General features: G+C 40.0%; 14 protein-coding genes. 5 read left to right on the top strand and 9 right to left on the bottom strand.

Features of this window, described 5'->3' with window-relative positions:
• Nucleotides 1–15: 15 nt before the first annotated feature.
• A complete protein-coding gene (gene glnA, locus ACP5NR_RS02280) occupies nucleotides 16–1377 on the top strand; it encodes a type I glutamate--ammonia ligase (protein WP_428004357.1) in 1362 nt (453 codons plus the stop codon).
• 18 nt (nucleotides 1378–1395) lie between these two features.
• Here glnA and pruA read toward each other — a convergent pair whose 3' ends face one another.
• The 4 genes from pruA to ACP5NR_RS02300 are packed head-to-tail and all read right to left on the bottom strand — an operon-like array spanning nucleotide 1396 to nucleotide 6199.
• Nucleotides 1396–2946, bottom strand: coding sequence for an L-glutamate gamma-semialdehyde dehydrogenase (gene pruA / locus ACP5NR_RS02285; RefSeq protein ID WP_428004358.1), 1551 nt, complete (start codon nucleotides 2944–2946; stop codon nucleotides 1396–1398).
• Nucleotides 2947–2961: 15 nt separating this feature from the next.
• Nucleotides 2962–4104, bottom strand: a complete 1143-nt coding sequence (locus tag ACP5NR_RS02290; RefSeq protein ID WP_428004359.1) for an NAD(P)/FAD-dependent oxidoreductase — start codon at nucleotides 4102–4104, stop codon at nucleotides 2962–2964.
• Nucleotides 4101–5891: an FAD-dependent oxidoreductase gene (locus ACP5NR_RS02295; protein WP_428004360.1), complete on the bottom strand. Its 1791-nt coding sequence runs from the start codon at nucleotides 5889–5891 to the stop codon at nucleotides 4101–4103. The genes ACP5NR_RS02290 and ACP5NR_RS02295 overlap by 4 nt, the downstream gene beginning before the upstream one ends.
• Nucleotides 5888–6199 (bottom strand): (2Fe-2S)-binding protein, encoded by a 312-nt coding sequence (locus ACP5NR_RS02300; RefSeq protein ID WP_428004361.1) that lies wholly within the window; start codon nucleotides 6197–6199, stop codon nucleotides 5888–5890. The genes ACP5NR_RS02295 and ACP5NR_RS02300 overlap by 4 nt, the downstream gene beginning before the upstream one ends.
• Before the next feature lie 286 nt (nucleotides 6200–6485).
• On the opposite strand from ACP5NR_RS02300, the gene ACP5NR_RS02305 reads away from it, so the two are divergent.
• Genes ACP5NR_RS02305 through speE form a run of 3 tightly spaced genes read left to right on the top strand, consistent with a single transcriptional unit; the run spans nucleotide 6486 to nucleotide 8273 of the window.
• Complete coding sequence (locus ACP5NR_RS02305) at nucleotides 6486–7019, top strand: cupin domain-containing protein (RefSeq protein ID WP_428004363.1); 534 nt, start codon at nucleotides 6486–6488, stop codon at nucleotides 7017–7019.
• Nucleotides 7020–7033: 14 nt separating this feature from the next.
• The gene (speD, locus tag ACP5NR_RS02310; RefSeq protein ID WP_428004364.1) at nucleotides 7034–7423 is read left to right on the top strand and encodes an adenosylmethionine decarboxylase; all 390 of its coding nucleotides are present in this window, start codon (nucleotides 7034–7036) and stop codon (nucleotides 7421–7423) included.
• On the top strand, nucleotides 7416–8273 hold the full coding sequence (gene speE, locus ACP5NR_RS02315) for a polyamine aminopropyltransferase (RefSeq protein ID WP_428004365.1): 858 nt from the start codon (nucleotides 7416–7418) through the stop codon (nucleotides 8271–8273). The genes speD and speE overlap by 8 nt, the downstream gene beginning before the upstream one ends.
• Here the strand turns inward: speE and ACP5NR_RS02320 are convergent.
• The 5 genes from ACP5NR_RS02320 to ACP5NR_RS02340 all read right to left on the bottom strand — a co-directional run bounded on the left by ACP5NR_RS02320 (nucleotide 8263) and on the right by ACP5NR_RS02340 (nucleotide 13519).
• A complete protein-coding gene (locus ACP5NR_RS02320; RefSeq protein ID WP_428004366.1) occupies nucleotides 8263–9792 on the bottom strand; it encodes an NAD(P)H-hydrate dehydratase in 1530 nt (509 codons plus the stop codon). The genes speE and ACP5NR_RS02320 overlap by 11 nt on opposite strands.
• A 10-nt stretch (nucleotides 9793–9802) precedes the next feature.
• Nucleotides 9803–10801 carry a hypothetical protein gene (locus ACP5NR_RS02325; protein ID WP_428004367.1) on the bottom strand — a complete coding sequence of 333 codons (999 nt, stop codon included), beginning with the start codon at nucleotides 10799–10801 and terminating at the stop codon, nucleotides 9803–9805.
• Entirely contained in the window at nucleotides 10798–11676 is an 879-nt protein-coding gene (locus tag ACP5NR_RS02330) for a hypothetical protein (RefSeq protein ID WP_428004368.1), read from the bottom strand. Before ACP5NR_RS02330 ends, ACP5NR_RS02325 begins: the two co-directional genes overlap by 4 nt.
• A gap of 84 nt (nucleotides 11677–11760) precedes the next feature.
• Entirely contained in the window at nucleotides 11761–12342 is a 582-nt protein-coding gene (locus ACP5NR_RS02335; protein ID WP_428005886.1) for a tyrosine-type recombinase/integrase, read from the bottom strand.
• Complete coding sequence (locus ACP5NR_RS02340; protein WP_428004370.1) at nucleotides 12335–13519, bottom strand: MalY/PatB family protein; 1185 nt, start codon at nucleotides 13517–13519, stop codon at nucleotides 12335–12337. Before ACP5NR_RS02340 ends, ACP5NR_RS02335 begins: the two co-directional genes overlap by 8 nt.
• A gap of 756 nt (nucleotides 13520–14275) precedes the next feature.
• Between ACP5NR_RS02340 and ACP5NR_RS02345 the strand changes: the two genes are divergently transcribed.
• Nucleotides 14276–15313 carry an FkbM family methyltransferase gene (locus ACP5NR_RS02345; RefSeq protein WP_428005887.1) on the top strand — a complete coding sequence of 346 codons (1038 nt, stop codon included), beginning with the start codon at nucleotides 14276–14278 and terminating at the stop codon, nucleotides 15311–15313.
• Nucleotides 15314–15371 lie beyond the last annotated feature (58 nt).

The following is a 15371-nucleotide window of genomic DNA, read 5'->3' on the forward strand; positions in this document are numbered from 1 at the left end:
GAGGAGGAAAAGCAAATGAACTCAGAAGAATTTTTCAAAAAGATTAAGGATTACGAGTATCTTGATTTGAAGATTTACGACATAAATGGAGGGTTAAGGCATGTAACCTTGCCGACGAGTTACGTCACCCCTTCCGTTTTGACGGACGGCGTGGGTTTTGATGCGTCAAACTTCGGTTACATGCATACCACTTTCAGCGATATGATAACTGTTCCTGACTTGTCAACCGTTGCGGAAGATCCATTCGCGGATGAAACGCTTTCTGTTTTATGCGATGTCATCTTGACGGACAAAACGGCCTTCAACTGGTATCCAAGAAATGTCCTTAAAAACGCCCTCAAACATGTAAAGGAACTTGAGATCGCAAACAAGATGATCGTTGGACCTGAAATGGAATTCAACATCTTCAAAAGCATAACGCATGAGGTATCGGAAAGGGCCATATACGTTAAGATAAAAAGTGATGAAACGAACTGGCCGGTGATGGATGAACCCGCAATTCCCAATGACAGAGGGTATCATGTGCTTCCGCCTTTTGATTCAACTTATGACATGAGAAACGAGATCGTTTCGATTTTGACCGAAATTGGGATGCCGATAAAGTACCACCATCATGAAGTTGGGATCTCACAGTTTGAGATAGAGTTTCAACTGCTTGACGCTTTGGAGGCTGCCGATTGGATACCCATGCTTAAATACGTTGTCAGAAATGTGGTCAACGATTACGGGTATGTTGCCAGTTTTCTTCCAAAGCCACTTCACGATCATGCCGGCAACGGTATGCACGTTCATCAATATCTTGCCAGAGGCACAAAGAATGTTTTTGATGATCCAAACGGACTTTATTCACTTTCAAAAACGGCGCTTTCTTACATAGCCGGCCTTTTAAAACATGCTCCGGCGGTCATGGCTTTCACAAACCCATCGACAAATTCCTACAAAAGGCTTGTTCCCGGTTTTGAAGCGCCGACGAAGCCTTCCTTTGCACTCGGAAATAGGGATTCAGCAATAAGAATTCCGGCCTACGTCAACGACGGAAAAGTCAGAAGAATAGAATTCAGAATGCCAGATGCAACCGCAAACCCACATTACGCAATGGCCGCGATGTTACTTGCCGGAATAGACGGGGTAAAAAACGATCTCGATCCTCAAAAAGCAGGATTTGGTCCTTTCAACGGAGAAGACGTGTCCAACGTACCGGATCTGCCGACGAGTCTTGATCAATCTCTTGACGCACTTGAAAAAGACCATGAATTCCTTTCTCCGGCCTTTACGTCAGATCTGATAGAGGCATGGATAGAAAAAAAGAGAAAAGAGATAAGGATTGTCAATTCGATACCAAATCCGATAGAGTATGAACTTTATTTTGGAATTTAAGGCGGTCAAATGACCGCCTTAAATTTTTTCTGATATCGATTTTGCTTGAAGGAAAAGCAGCAGATAATCTCGCCCGCCGGACTTGGAATCGGTACCGGACATGTTGAATCCCCCGAAAGGCTGAACACCAATGAGGGCACCCGTTATCTTTCTGTTTATGTAAAGATTTCCAACGTTGAATTCCGCTTTTGCCCTTTTTATCCTGTTTTTATCTTTCGTGTAAACACCTCCGGTTAGACCATATTCGGTTGAATTGAATATTTTAACGGCATCGTCAAAATCTTTTGCCCTTATAACCGACAAAACCGGCCCAAAAATTTCTTCTTGTGCTATTCTTGAATTAGGTCCAACCTCGGCAAAGATCGTCGGTTCTATAAAAAATCCGACATTCCCGATTCTGTTTCCTCCAAGCACCAATTTTCCTTCTTTTTTACCAATTTCTATGTATCCAGTGATCTTTTTGAAAGCCTCATCACTTGAAACCGGCCCCATCCAGTTTTCAAAATCGGAAGTGTCTCCAACTTTTATCTTTTTTGCCCTTTCAGTTATTTTTTCGATCAATTTGTCGTAGATCGCATCAACTGCTATAACTCTTGAGCAGGCAGAACATTTTTGGCCCTGATTTCCAAAAGCGCTTACCACTATGCCCTCCGCCGCAGCGTCAAGGTCGGCAGTTTCATCCACAACGATGGCATCTTTTCCACCCATTTCAAGTATGACACGCTTTATCCATTTTTGCCCTTCCTGATGTTTTGCGGCAAGTTCGTTTATTCGTAAACCCACATCTTTTGAACCTGTAAAGGCTATAAAACGCGTTCTTGGACTTTTGACAAGATAGTCTCCAATTTTCGATCCGGATCCCGGAACAAAGTTGAAAACGCCTTTAGGCAGACCTGCTTCCGAGAAGATCTCTGCGACTTTTGCGCCTATCACAGAAGCGATAGAGGCAGGCTTCAGCAGCACTGTGTTGCCCGCAACTATGGCGGCAGCGGTCATGCCGGTCAGTATGGCAACTGGAAAGTTCCACGGTGGAATGACGACACCGCTTCCTATCGGAACATATTTAACTTCATTTTTCTCTCCGTAAACCTGATAAGGTTTATACCCTTTCGAATATCTCAACGCTTCATGGGCATAATAATTCAGCGTATCTATCGCCTCGGCCACGTCTCCATCGGCTTCTATCCAGTTTTTACCGACTTCGTAGACCATCCAACTGTCAAGTTCGTATCTGCTTTCATCCATGATCTTCGCGATTTTCACAAGATACGCTGCCCTCTCGGAGGCTTTGGAGAATCTCCATTCTTTGAAAGCATTTTCTGCCGCATCGAAAGCCATATCAATTTCTTTTTCAGTGCAATTCGCAACGTATCCGACTATTTCTGACGGATTTGCCGGATTGACAGAAGTTATCTTATCACCGGTATCTATCCATTTTCCGCCTATAAACGCTTTGTAAGTTTTTCCAAATTGAGATCTTGATTTGCTCAGTGCTTCCTCCATCTTTGATTTATCCTGTGGGGATTTAAAATCAAGAATTCTCATGTTCCTGAATGCTTCGAGTTTCATCTGATCTTTCCTCCTTTAAACGACGTTATGTTCTCTTTCGATTCCGATTGTGAATCTATCCATTTTTAAATTGCTCACATCTGTTGTGATGGTCCGACCATGGATGATCATCTCTGCAACAGATTCACCGACGGCTGGTGCCAACATGAATCCGTGACCGCTAAAACCCGTTGCGTATATAAAACGGGAGATATCTTTGCTTTCATCTATTATGGGCTGGGCATCCGGAGACATATCGTAGGCGCCTGACCATTGTCTTACTATGTGAATATTTTTAAGCAGAGGAAAATCTTTTATCATTTTTTCAGACATTTCCTCTAAAAATTCGATGGTGTTTCCGAGATCTTCTCCACTTGCGGGATTGGCGTCACCCTGTCCCATCATCAAGGATCCATGATGCGTTTGCCGAACGTAATAATTGTGGTTGAAGTTTATGACAAGCGGATCGAGAAAATGATTGACTGCCTCAGTTACGAGTATCTGGTGGCGTTCTCCGTGAACCGGAATATCAACTCCGATCATCGATCCTATCTTCGGTGATTCAAAACCGGCCGCATCGACGACGGTCTGGGTGTTTATATATCCGTTGTCCGTTTGGACGCCTGTTATTTGTCCGTTTTGCACATCTATGCCCGCGACTGTCGTATGCGTCAAAAATTCTCCACCCATCTTTCTTATTGCAATCGCATACGCTATGTTGGCAAGTTGTGGATTCGCATGGCCATCGCTCTGGCACCAACTGCCCAGTTTTATGCCTTCGATGTTTATGAACGGAAATTTTTCTTTTATCTGATTTGGAGTTAATATTTCCACATCAAGGCCTTGAGATTTTTGCATTCTCACGTTTTTTTCGAAATCGTCAACTTCGGAATCGGTGTAAGCCAAAAGCAGGTAGCCACCTTGATAATATTCTATATCCATCCCAACATCCTTTTCAAATTCTTCAAAGAGTTTTACGCTTCTCATGGCGAGTTTTACGTTCATGGGTGAAGACCATTGCTGACGTATGCCACCCGCGCATCTTCCTGTTGACCCTGACGATACATAAGACTTTTCGATCACACATACGTTTTTCGTTCCCATCTTCAACAAATTGAAGGCAATCGCACTTCCCACTATGCCACCACCAATGACGACAACAGAGGCATGTTTCATCATTTTTTATCACCTCTTAGAAAAGCGGAAAATTCCACAGGCTTTACCGGTGGTCTTGATGTCCCGTGTGAAAGTTTGGATATCGGTATGCCTGTTTTTCTTGAGATTATGCCAAGGGTTATCATTTTGCAATTTTTACCTCCGCATGGCCCCATGGTGACTCTTGTGATTCTCTTTATTTCCTCAAAGTCTGTTATGCCGGAATCTATCACCTTTTCTATCTGATCGACGGTTATTTCTTCGCATCTGCAAACAAACGGGCTTTCTTTTTGAGGATAAGTCACATGTCTCACAACGTCGACAAATTCTTTTGGCAGTTCAACGTACACGATATGCGTTTTATTGGGGTTTTTGACGACTCTTTTAACAGTAAGATCGCACACGTAGTTCCCGTCTCTATCCATTCCCCACATTTTTTCGTTGGATTTGGGCAGAGGCAGAAATTCGTAAGGTATTCCAAGCGTTGCATTTGGCGATTCGTCTGATTTTTCCATGAAAATTGCAAGACCCGGACAGGCTGTCACACATACGGCACAGCCGGTGCATTTTGATAGATCGAATACAGGCGGTGTGTTTATGTTCTCGCCCACTTTTATGGCATCAAATTTACATGCCGATTCGCACGAATTACAGGGAATTTCTTCTGTGCATTCTACAACGGCATGTAATTTGCCGTTTTCTGAATTTGGTAAGGGAGAAAATTTCGGCACTTCTATTCGAGGTGTTACTATACCCATTTTTTCGAGACCCGATCTTATCTTTAACGATTTTGGTCCGCTTCTGAAAATGGCAAGTGTTTTAATTTCGTTCGAAATTTCTTTTTCCAAATCGATGTTTTTCACATCTTCGACTATCTGCATGGCGGCCAATTTACCTTCTATCATGGCAGTCGTGGCTTCCTCTATCGATGAAAGATCGCCAGCGACAAAAACGTCCGGATTCGTCGTGCGCATCCTCTCGTCACGCACAGGCACATATCCTCCGAGTTCCGGAATGTAAGCAATTTTACATTTTGCCTGCTCGGTTAGTTCTGTAATGGGCATAAGTCCGACTGAAATACATATTGTGTCGACGACAATCTCCTTTTCTGTTCCCGCGATGACGTTGAATTTATCATCGACTTCTGCTATAACGGCTCCCTGCACAGATTCGTCTCCTATTGCCTTGATTATCGTATGCTTGAGGAGAACCGGTATTCCAAGTCTTTTCGCCTTGTTGGCATGGACTTCGTATCCTCCAATTTTGTCAAGTGCTTCAACTATTGCCCTTACCTCAACGCCGGTTTGGGCCAGTTGATAAGCCAGGATAAGTCCTATATTTCCGGATCCGATTATCAAAAAACGCTTTCCCGGAAAGATGCCGTATTGGTTCATAAGGGTCTGTACTGCGCCCGCTCCATAGACTCCGGGCAAATCCGAATTGATAAATGGAAGTTGTCTTTCCATGGCCCCAGTCGCTATAATGAGTTTTTTGTATTTCACCTGATCTTCATGTCCATCTTTAACGTAGGCCACCGTGTTTTGGGGGTATATACCTATGACCGTTGAAGAAGTTAAAATATCCACGGGCTTTTTTTCAATTTTATCTATGAATTTGTTGGCAATCTCAAAACCCCTTGTTGAAGCGTAATGGGCATGATCTCCGAAAAATTTGTGGGTTTGTTTTACAAGTTGTCCGCCAAGCATGTCGTTTTCATCCAAAATCAAGGTTTTTACGTGATCTCCGAGTACATCCGCCGCCGCCATTCCGGCAGGTCCTCCACCTATCACGACGGCATCGTATTCTTTCATACGAGATCACCTTTTTCATGCTGGCGCCTGATTTGCATCCCTGCTTTGACCTTTGTCATACAGGATCGAACGTTGGGCATGCCATCTATTTCCATAAGACAGGAAGAACATTTGCCGACAGCGCAAAACAATCCTGCAGGCCTTCCGTTTATCGGTGTATACCTGAGTACTTTTATCCCAGCGGCATGCAAAGCGACAGCAACAGTTTCTCCTTCATAGGCTTCAATTTCATTGCCTTCAAAGAAGATCTTCACGCGTTTTTTTCTTGTGAAATTAAGGATAGGATGATCTAAAATCCTTCCTTCCATACGCTTCCTCCTCTTTTCTAAATATCTATATTTTAAACGTCTGATACAATTTTATCATAAGATATGTCAGTCTCGCAATTCAACCTTTAATTTTATCGACCTATTGACAAGGCAATATGAAAATGTTATACTGTTTAACGCTGCTAATCAAGTTGTTTAATTATATAGGATTTATGGTATGAGAAATTTGTTTTTTTAAGAGGACGTGTTTTGCTTTTATCAGCAGGTGCACTTGGTTTGAGCGTTTAATATTTTAAACAAACTAACATCATTAAAGAGGATTATGATGGAAATAGGTGCAAAATTAAAAAGATTGAGGCTCTCGAAAGGATTCACCCAGGAAGAACTTGCCGAGAGGGCCGACTTGACAAAAGGATTCATATCTTTGCTTGAGAGGGATAGAACTTCCCCATCCATAGTTACTCTCGAGCAAATTTTAAACGTACTTGGAGTGAGTCTTAAGCAATTTTTCGCAGAAGAAGTTCCATCGAAGGTGGTCTTTACCAAAAAGGAAAGAGTCCCGCTTTACGACGAACCTGAAGGCATAAAATCGATGCTTTTGATACCTGGCGTTGAGGACAAAAAAATAGATCCTAAGATAGTCATAATAAAGCCCGAAGGAGAAACTTTGGCGGAGAACTACCATGAAGGTGAGGAATTCGGGTACGTAATAGACGGAAATGTTGAATTGTGGCTTGATGACATACGATTTAAATTAAGAAACGGCGATTGTTTCTATTACAAGGCCGATAGGAAGCATCAGGTAAGAAATATTTCCAAATCAAAAAAAGCCATATTGTTATGGATAACTATAGATTAAAGGAGGCGCCGCATATGAAGGCTCTCGGAAGGCATCTTCTTATTGAACTTTACGGTTGTGATGTGGCTATGCTTGATGACATAGCCGGAATTGAGGAACACATGAGAACGGCTGCAAGAAAGGCAAATTCCACCGTTGTTAATTCTACTTTTCACCGATTCAACCCTTACGGTGTTAGCGGTGTTGTCGTGATAGCGGAATCGCACCTGTCTATTCACACATGGCCGGAATACGGTTATGCCGCTGTCGACATTTTCACGTGTGGCGACTCTGTAGATCCCTGGAAAGCCTTTGAGTATCTGAAAGATGTCATGAAATCTGAAAGAGAATCTGTGCTTGAACTTCAAAGAGGAGAGTACGATAAAGTCGGTATTGGAGAAATGGAAGGTGTAAAAGTTGGCTAAGGAGAATATGTCTTTCTTTTTTGAAGAAACCGTTGCGGGAGGAAATGTCGGAACGATATTTCGGGTGAGTAAAATAGATTTTTCAAAGCAGAGTGCGATCCAAAAAATAGATATCTTTTCGACTCCTGATCTGGGAAAAGTTTTGGCTATGGATGGAATGGTTCAACTTAACGAAAGATGGGAATTCACATACCATGAAATGATAGTCCATGTTCCGCTTTTCTCCCATCCTAATCCCGAGAATGTACTTGTCATAGGCGGAGGAGACGGCGGAGCGGTAAGAGAAATTTTGAAGCATAAGTCTGTGAAACGCGTTGATCTTGTTGAAATAGATCCCGAGATCATAAAGATATGCAAGGAAAATTTTCCGACAGTTGCATCGAAAATCACCAATCCAGCCGTTTCTATTTACAACGAAGACGGTAAGAATTTCGTCGCTCGGAAACATGATCAATACGACGTTATAATCGTCGATTCGACAGATCCGTACAAAGGGGCCGGCAATTCGCTTTTTACAGGTGAATTTTACGCATCATGCAGAGATGCACTCAGAGAAGATGGGATAATGTCCGTTCAGGCAGAAAATCCTGTTTACGATTCCAAAGAGATGGAAAGATGCTTTGGAGAAATAAAAAAGGCTTTTTCAATTGTTAAACCGTACGTTGCTTTTGTGCCGATGTACCCATCCGGCTTTTGGGTTTTCGCTTACGCGTCAAAAAATACGGATCCTTCATTTAAAGGAGAAGAATCCCGAATAAAAGCGCTTGACGGTACTTTAATTTATTATAACCGAAAAATTCACGATGCTGCTTTTGTAATCCCAACCTTTCTTGAAAAACTCATCGGTTGATTTCTCTTAGAACCTGAGGTATCAAATCTGCGAGGTCTCTTACAAGCATTGAGGCCTCGCTTTTGCTTTGAGAATAAATTTCTGCCGCCCTTCCATGTATGTAAGCGGACAGTCTGGCCGCATCAAAAGCGCAAAGCCCCTGTGCCATAAAGCCTGCTATCATGCCGGTTAATATGTCTCCCGTTCCGCCCTTGGCAAGGGCACTGTTGCCGGTTATGTTGAGGGTGTATTCTCCCTCAGGCCTTGCCACCACAGTTGTTGGCCCTTTCAAAAGCACATTCACATTTCTCATCTTTGAAAATTCGAGTGCATGCTTTACGGGGTCTGAGATCACTTCCGAGATATCTTTAGATGTAAGTCTCGCGAATTCTCCCAGATGGGGAGTTAAAATCATTTTTGGGTTGAACTGATATCGATCCACATCCTTTGAGATCAAATTAAGACCATCGGCATCGATGACGATAAATTTATCTTTCCATACTTCGAGGATATATTTTACGAGTGCTTCACTCTCTTCTTTTATGCCAAGGCCCGGCCCGATGGCAATGACATCCGACTTTCCCGCGATCTCGTCTATAATTTTGATGCTTTTTAAAGATATGAAATCCGTATCTGGAATCGGAATTGCTATTGCTTCCGGTAAAATTGACGTGACAACCGTGTTGAAAGGCGAAGGGGTAACAACGCTGACAAGACCGCTTCCAACCCTCAAAGCGCCGAGCGCCACCATTGACGGTGTACCCGTATAATTTGAAGAACCGGATATGATAAGCACCCTTCCGAAGGTGCCCTTGTTAGAAAATGCAGGCCTTTCGGGAAGAATCTTTTTTGCATCGTCAAAAGTCGTTACTTCTCCTTTTAATTCCATCGATTCGACGAGTTTTTCTGGAATTCCTATTTTTTCCGTTTTAACCTTTCCACAGTACAACCTTGCCGGATACAAAAGCATGCCTTTCTTCATAAAACCAAATGTTATCGTCATATTCGCTTTTACACAACTTTGGGATACATGACCCGTGTCTGTGTCCATTCCTGTCGGCAGATCGATGGAGATCGTGTACTTGGAATGATTGATGATATCTATGATTTTTGACAATTCTTTTCCGATTTGACCTTTAGAACCCGTTCCGAGAATTCCATCCACAACTATATCCGCGTTTTCCACATCTTTGGCAAGATCGTAATTTTCAGAATATTCAACGCACTCGACATCCAATTTTCTGAGGATATAAAGATTTTTCTTTGCAAGTTCGGACGACGGTTCACCGAATACAAGACAGACTTTAACCGTTGACCCCGATTCTAAAAGATATCTTGCCAGGGCAAGCGCATCGCCTCCGTTGTTACCTTTTCCTGCAAGTACAAGAATGCTTTTCCCCTCAAGATTTCCAAATTCTGCTTTGATGGCAGCGTAAGAGGAAGAGGCCGCATGTTCCATCATCAAAGCGCCGTCTATACCGTAAATTTCAGAAGTTTTAGATTCGATCTCTTTCATCTCATTGGCATTTACGATTTTCATTTGATCTCCTTTAGTTGAGTATTTCGTAAAGGTAATACTCTCTTAAAAGTTCTATGCAGAACATGTCCCTTTCATATCCATATTGCGAGATATCATTTGAGATGCTTTTTACATCGGCAGAAGTTGCTTTCCCCTGAAGATAATTTCCGTAAACTGTCGAGTAAGTTTTTAAAAGTCCGTTAAGTTTAGAATCGTACAGATTGACGAAATTTGCAAGTATGTTCATATCGTCAAAATATTTCTTCTTCTGAACATTTTCTACATTTTGAACGGTTTGCTGCGATGTCTGATTCCATGAATATTGAACGGAAATCGAAAACGAAGAACTCTGATTTTGCAGCATAGAGCCGTTAATTCCAAAAGATAAATCTGAATTTTGAGATGGTTGAGTGTATTGATAGTAGGGTGTGAAAGTTTTTGGAATGTTTGGAACGTTCAAAGCGGGAAATGAAAAATTGTCAATGTTGATGTTCAAAAGCGCATTTATCATGTTGAGATCGTAAGCATACTCGGATTTCATAAGGGCCACGTTGGTTTGATTTTGAAGAGAAGTCGATTGATCACTTTCGTAATTTATCATCGTCTTCATCTTCATGGCATCGAAAAAGTAATTTATCACATCCATCCTAAGTTTGTTTCTATCACTTATGTATTGGTATAAAAATGCAGATTGACTTCTTTGATATGAATTCGGATCGAAGATTGCGGATATTGAAATTTCACTGTTGGATGATATTCCAACGTTTAAATTAAGGTTTTTGTATATGCCAACGCTCACAACACCCGTTGCGATGTACGAAAGCGGATTTGAACCGATCGTCATTGAGCCGGCAGAACCATAAATGCCAAAAGAAGTTATTCCGGCTAAAGAAGAGATGTTGTTGACGTAGTTGATGGATGAGATGTTATCGGCCAATTTTAGGAGATCTTCTATGGTTTGTCCCGAGACAACGCTTACAGCCATAGATAAAATCGATAAAATTGTCACGATGAATAGAATTCTTTTCAATTTGAGACACCTCCGTTGGCTTTGTCCTGTGCGGACTTCGTTTTCAAAGAAAGTATCGTTTCTCTCATTTCGTCTATTTGGGCGTATAGTTTCTTTATGGTTGAATTGTATTCTTCGAACTGTTTCCTTTGATCGTCTATTATCGTTCTTATACGATCCTGACATTCTTGCTTTTCCTTCATTATTCCCGTTTGATATTCCATGTTAGACCTTACCGAGATCCCTTCCATCTCTTTTTTGTGATCCAATTGGATCCTTTCAAGATCCGATTTTAGACTTTCAACTTTACTTGAAAGGTTTTCATTTTCTCTGGTAATCTCTTCAACATGCTTTTCCATTTCTGTGATTTGCGTTTTTAAAGATGCATTTTCAACTTTTATCGCTTTGCATGATTCTATTTCTGATTCGATCGTTTTAATTTTCTCCTTGTATTCTTTTATAAGTTCAAGGTTGGTTTCATCTTTTTCGGTTAGATCTTTCAAATTTTTCTTGAGCGTGTTTTTTTCATTCTCACTTTCTTCGAAAGCGGATTTAATCTTTGAAAGTTCGTCTGAAAGACCTTTGTGCTTTTCGGTCATGTTTTGAAGCAGTTTGTCTTTTTCTTCAATTTCTTTTTTGCATTCTGAATTTATACTTTCTACTTCAAGTTTAGAATCTTCTATCAAGCCCGAATAAAGAGCCTTTATCCTTGAAAGATGACCTTCAAGTTCGGAAAATTCTTTGACACGATCTTCGTGACCGGCGTTTTGCGCTTCATAACTTTCTATGAGTTTAGAAAAAAATTCTTTTCCGGTAACTCCAGAGTTTTTTATCGCATTCATGATCCGATCTTTTAACTCCTCATCAATTTTAACCGAGTAAGTTGTATCTGCCATTAGGCACCTCCGTTGGCTTATGTTGAATTACAATCTTTAGTATACCAAATTATTGTAAAGTTTAAAAGGTATATATAGGTAAACTTACAAATTAACGGACTTATACCTTTCATTCATTTCTTCACGTTCTATTCCGATGTATCTAAGCGTTATTTTAGGACTCGAGTGGTTGAGCATTTTTTGGAGCATCGCTATATCCGTTCCGTTTTTGTATTGATGGTACCCAAATGTTTTTCTAAGTGTATGAGTTCCGACATTTTCCTTTATTCCTGCACTTTTGCAATATTTGTTTATCATTTGCCATGCGGCAATCCTGCTTATTGGTTTTAAACCGCCATTTTTCTTTCTGCTTGGAAAAATCCAGTCTTCCATTTCGAAAGACTGCATCTTTTTGATGTAAGCCTTTATGCTGTCGATGACTGCATCGTTGAGCGGAAATTTTTTTGTCTTCCCTGTTTTTTTCTCCTTTACAAGCACTTCTTCTCTTATCTTGCCATTTTCATAAAGTACGTCTTCCCATTTCAATTTAAGAATATCAGATATCCTCAGGCCTGCGTTTATGCCTAACGTGAATATCAGAAGATCTCTGAAATCACCGTGATCGACCATCAAATTTTTCACATCTCTTATTTTTTCCACGTCTTTTATTGGGCTTACCTCACGCATTTTCAACATCCCCAAGGGCATTTTTCAATTTTTCAAGTCCTGTCAAAAGCAACTCGCGTGGCATGGCGATGTTCATCCTCTGAAAACCACTTCCTCCGATACCAAACAAATTTCCATCGTCAAGTGCGAGATGCGCTTTTTTGATGATAAGGCTCGAGAGATTTTCATCCGAAAGCCCGAATCTCCTGAAATCAAGCCATGCAAGATAAGTGCCTTCAGGTTTTACAAGATCAACCTTTGGCATTTCTCTATCGAGAAATGATTCCAAAAATTTCAAATTTCCCGTAAGATATTCAAGCAAAGCGTCAAACCATTCATCACCGTACGTGTAAGCAGCCTGAGTGGCAACGATGGAAAATATGTTCGATGTCTCAACGTCAAGATTTTCAAGCGTTACTTCAAACTCATCCCTTAGCCTTTTATCTGGTATCACAACTATCGAAGAAGGTATACCTGCAAGGTTAAAAGTTTTGTTTGGTGCCAGAAATGTCACCGTATTTGCCTTTGAGGCAAAAGACAAAACGGAAGTGTGCTTGTTTGGTTCATAAACAAAATCAGAATGAATTTCGTCCGAGGCGAGGATGAGATCGTTTTTATCGCATATATTCAAAAGTTCTCCAATCTCCTGACGATTCCAAACTCTTCCGACAGGATTGTGAGGGTTACAAAGAATTACCATCTTTGTTCTGTTTGTTATCTTTTTCCTTAAATCTTCAAAATCCATTGAATATCTTTTGTTTTCAAATTTAAGCGGATTGTTGACAATAATCCTTCCGTTGTTTTTTATGATTCTGAAGAATGGATAGTAAACCGGCGGTTGAACTATGATTTCATCGCCTGGCTTTGTATAGGCAAGTACCGCTATCGTCAAAGCAGATACAACACCGGCACCGTCGACAATCCATTCTCTTTTTATATCAAGATCATGTCTTCTCGCCATCCAGCCGATTATCGAATTGTAAAAGTTCTCCGGCCTGAAGGTATACCCAAAAATTCCTTGCTCTGCTCGCGTTTTTATTGCGTCAATGATCTCTTGAGGGACTTTGAAGTCCATATCCGCTACCCACATCGGAAAGAGTCCTTCTCTTCTGAACATCTTCGTCATTCCTTCCCATTTTACCGAATTTGTGCCATGTCTGTCGATTATTTCATCAAAATTGTAGTGTTTGCGCTCCATTTTTTATCCTCCATGGTTGTTATTTAGAGTTTTGAATTTAACAAAAGGAGATTATGTTAAATTCGATTTTAAAAAAATTATAGCACGAAATCAAACAAAACCAACATGACGTTTTTTGCCCTTAGTTTATAATGGTTTATCTGGTATACTACTTATTTTAAAAGGTAAACCATAATTTTTAATATTCAAATAAGTATACAACACTTATAAATCAGTATGAGGTATTTCAAAAATTTTTCATGGCATTATCACCCTCGACCTGATTGTGGGAGTTGAAGCGCTTTCTAACTGTCATTCCCGAGTAATCAGGAATCGCCTTTATGTGATTAAATTCTGTTATAATTAAAGGAAAGAAGATGATTTCAATCTTATCGATTTATTACGATTTATTACGATATCTAAGAAATTTTGCAGCACTTAACTTTTGAAGAAATCATAAGAAGTTAAAACTTTCCTTCGACAACATTCAAAAGAATATTTAAAAATTGTCGAATCGCTGTGATTATAGTTCCGTCTGTCCCATCATGTGCTGATCTGTTTTTTCACGGTTCTGGTATAATAATCAAGATAATTTACCTGTATTCCATTCGCAATTTTCTATTCTGTTGATTATCGATTGTAGATTTATTATACATTGTGCATTTTTTAAATTGTTCATTTTCCATTCTTTTAATTTTCCATTGTCAATTTTCAATTCTTTTTACATTGTTCATTGTACATTATCAATTTTCCATTCTAATGTTGGGAGGATATTTCATGTCTCACACGAGTGATTTAATCAACGAAGCACTGTCCAAAGTTTATGAATATATTGAAAGAGAAAATGAAAAAGGAATGGCTAATTATAAGCTATTTACCAATAGCAAAATCAACAAACTCAAGTCAAGTATAAATAAAAGTTTAGAAAAATTTGATATCCATATAGTAAGGCATTGGAGTGAATTTAAAAATTCCAATTATTCTTACTTTGGCAAGAGAAGTTGTACGGAATTTTACAATCTCGCAGTTAAATATCCTGAGTCTTTTGATCAATTCTACGATATGTTAGAAGATGAAAATTCAAAGCAAGAATACGACTGGTTTGTCAAATACAGAGTCGCTTATGCGTTTTTAGAAGAAAACGCCGCTTACGAATTGTTTACTCCTCGTATAACAAAAGAACAATCTGAAAAATTATCAAAATCGATCAAATTCAAAGATTTTTACGCTGAAATAGACGGATTTAAAATAAAAATAGATAACCAGTTTCTCATCGCTGAAACATTTCTCATAGAGCAATACAGAATACCAAATACAGTTGAGCCGTCAAATGGAGATGTCGTTTTAGATGTAGGGGCTTACGTCGGCGATACCTCATTTTGGTTTAGAAAATATGTTGGTGAAAATGGAAAAGTTTACGCGTTTGAGCCTTCAAGTTATAACTTTAAAATTCTTGAAGAAAATGTAAAACAGAATAAAGTTAAAAATATCTTTCCACGAAAGATGGCATTAAGCGATAAAGAGACTATCCTCTCGTTAAAAGGTGCAGGCGTAGGTGGAGCATTGTCTTTGACGGGAGATGAAAAGGTAAAGGTTACCACAATAGACAAATTTGTGGAAGATCAAAAGATAGATTGTGTTGATTTTATAAAGATGGACATAGAAGGTGCAGAACTTGGCGCATTGAAAGGCGGAGAAAATACGATAAAAAAGTTCAAGCCCAAACTTGCGATCTGTGTTTATCACAAAGGAGAAGATCTTATCACGATACCGAATTACATAAAGTCTGTTAATAAGGATTACAAATTTATTTAAGACATAACACTGAAGATTGGGGAGAGACAGTTTTGTATGCAAAGTAATGATATCGGTG

It is taken from the genome of Athalassotoga sp. (assembly GCF_049965695.1).
Taxonomy (GTDB): Bacteria; Thermotogota; Thermotogae; order Mesoaciditogales; family Mesoaciditogaceae; genus Athalassotoga.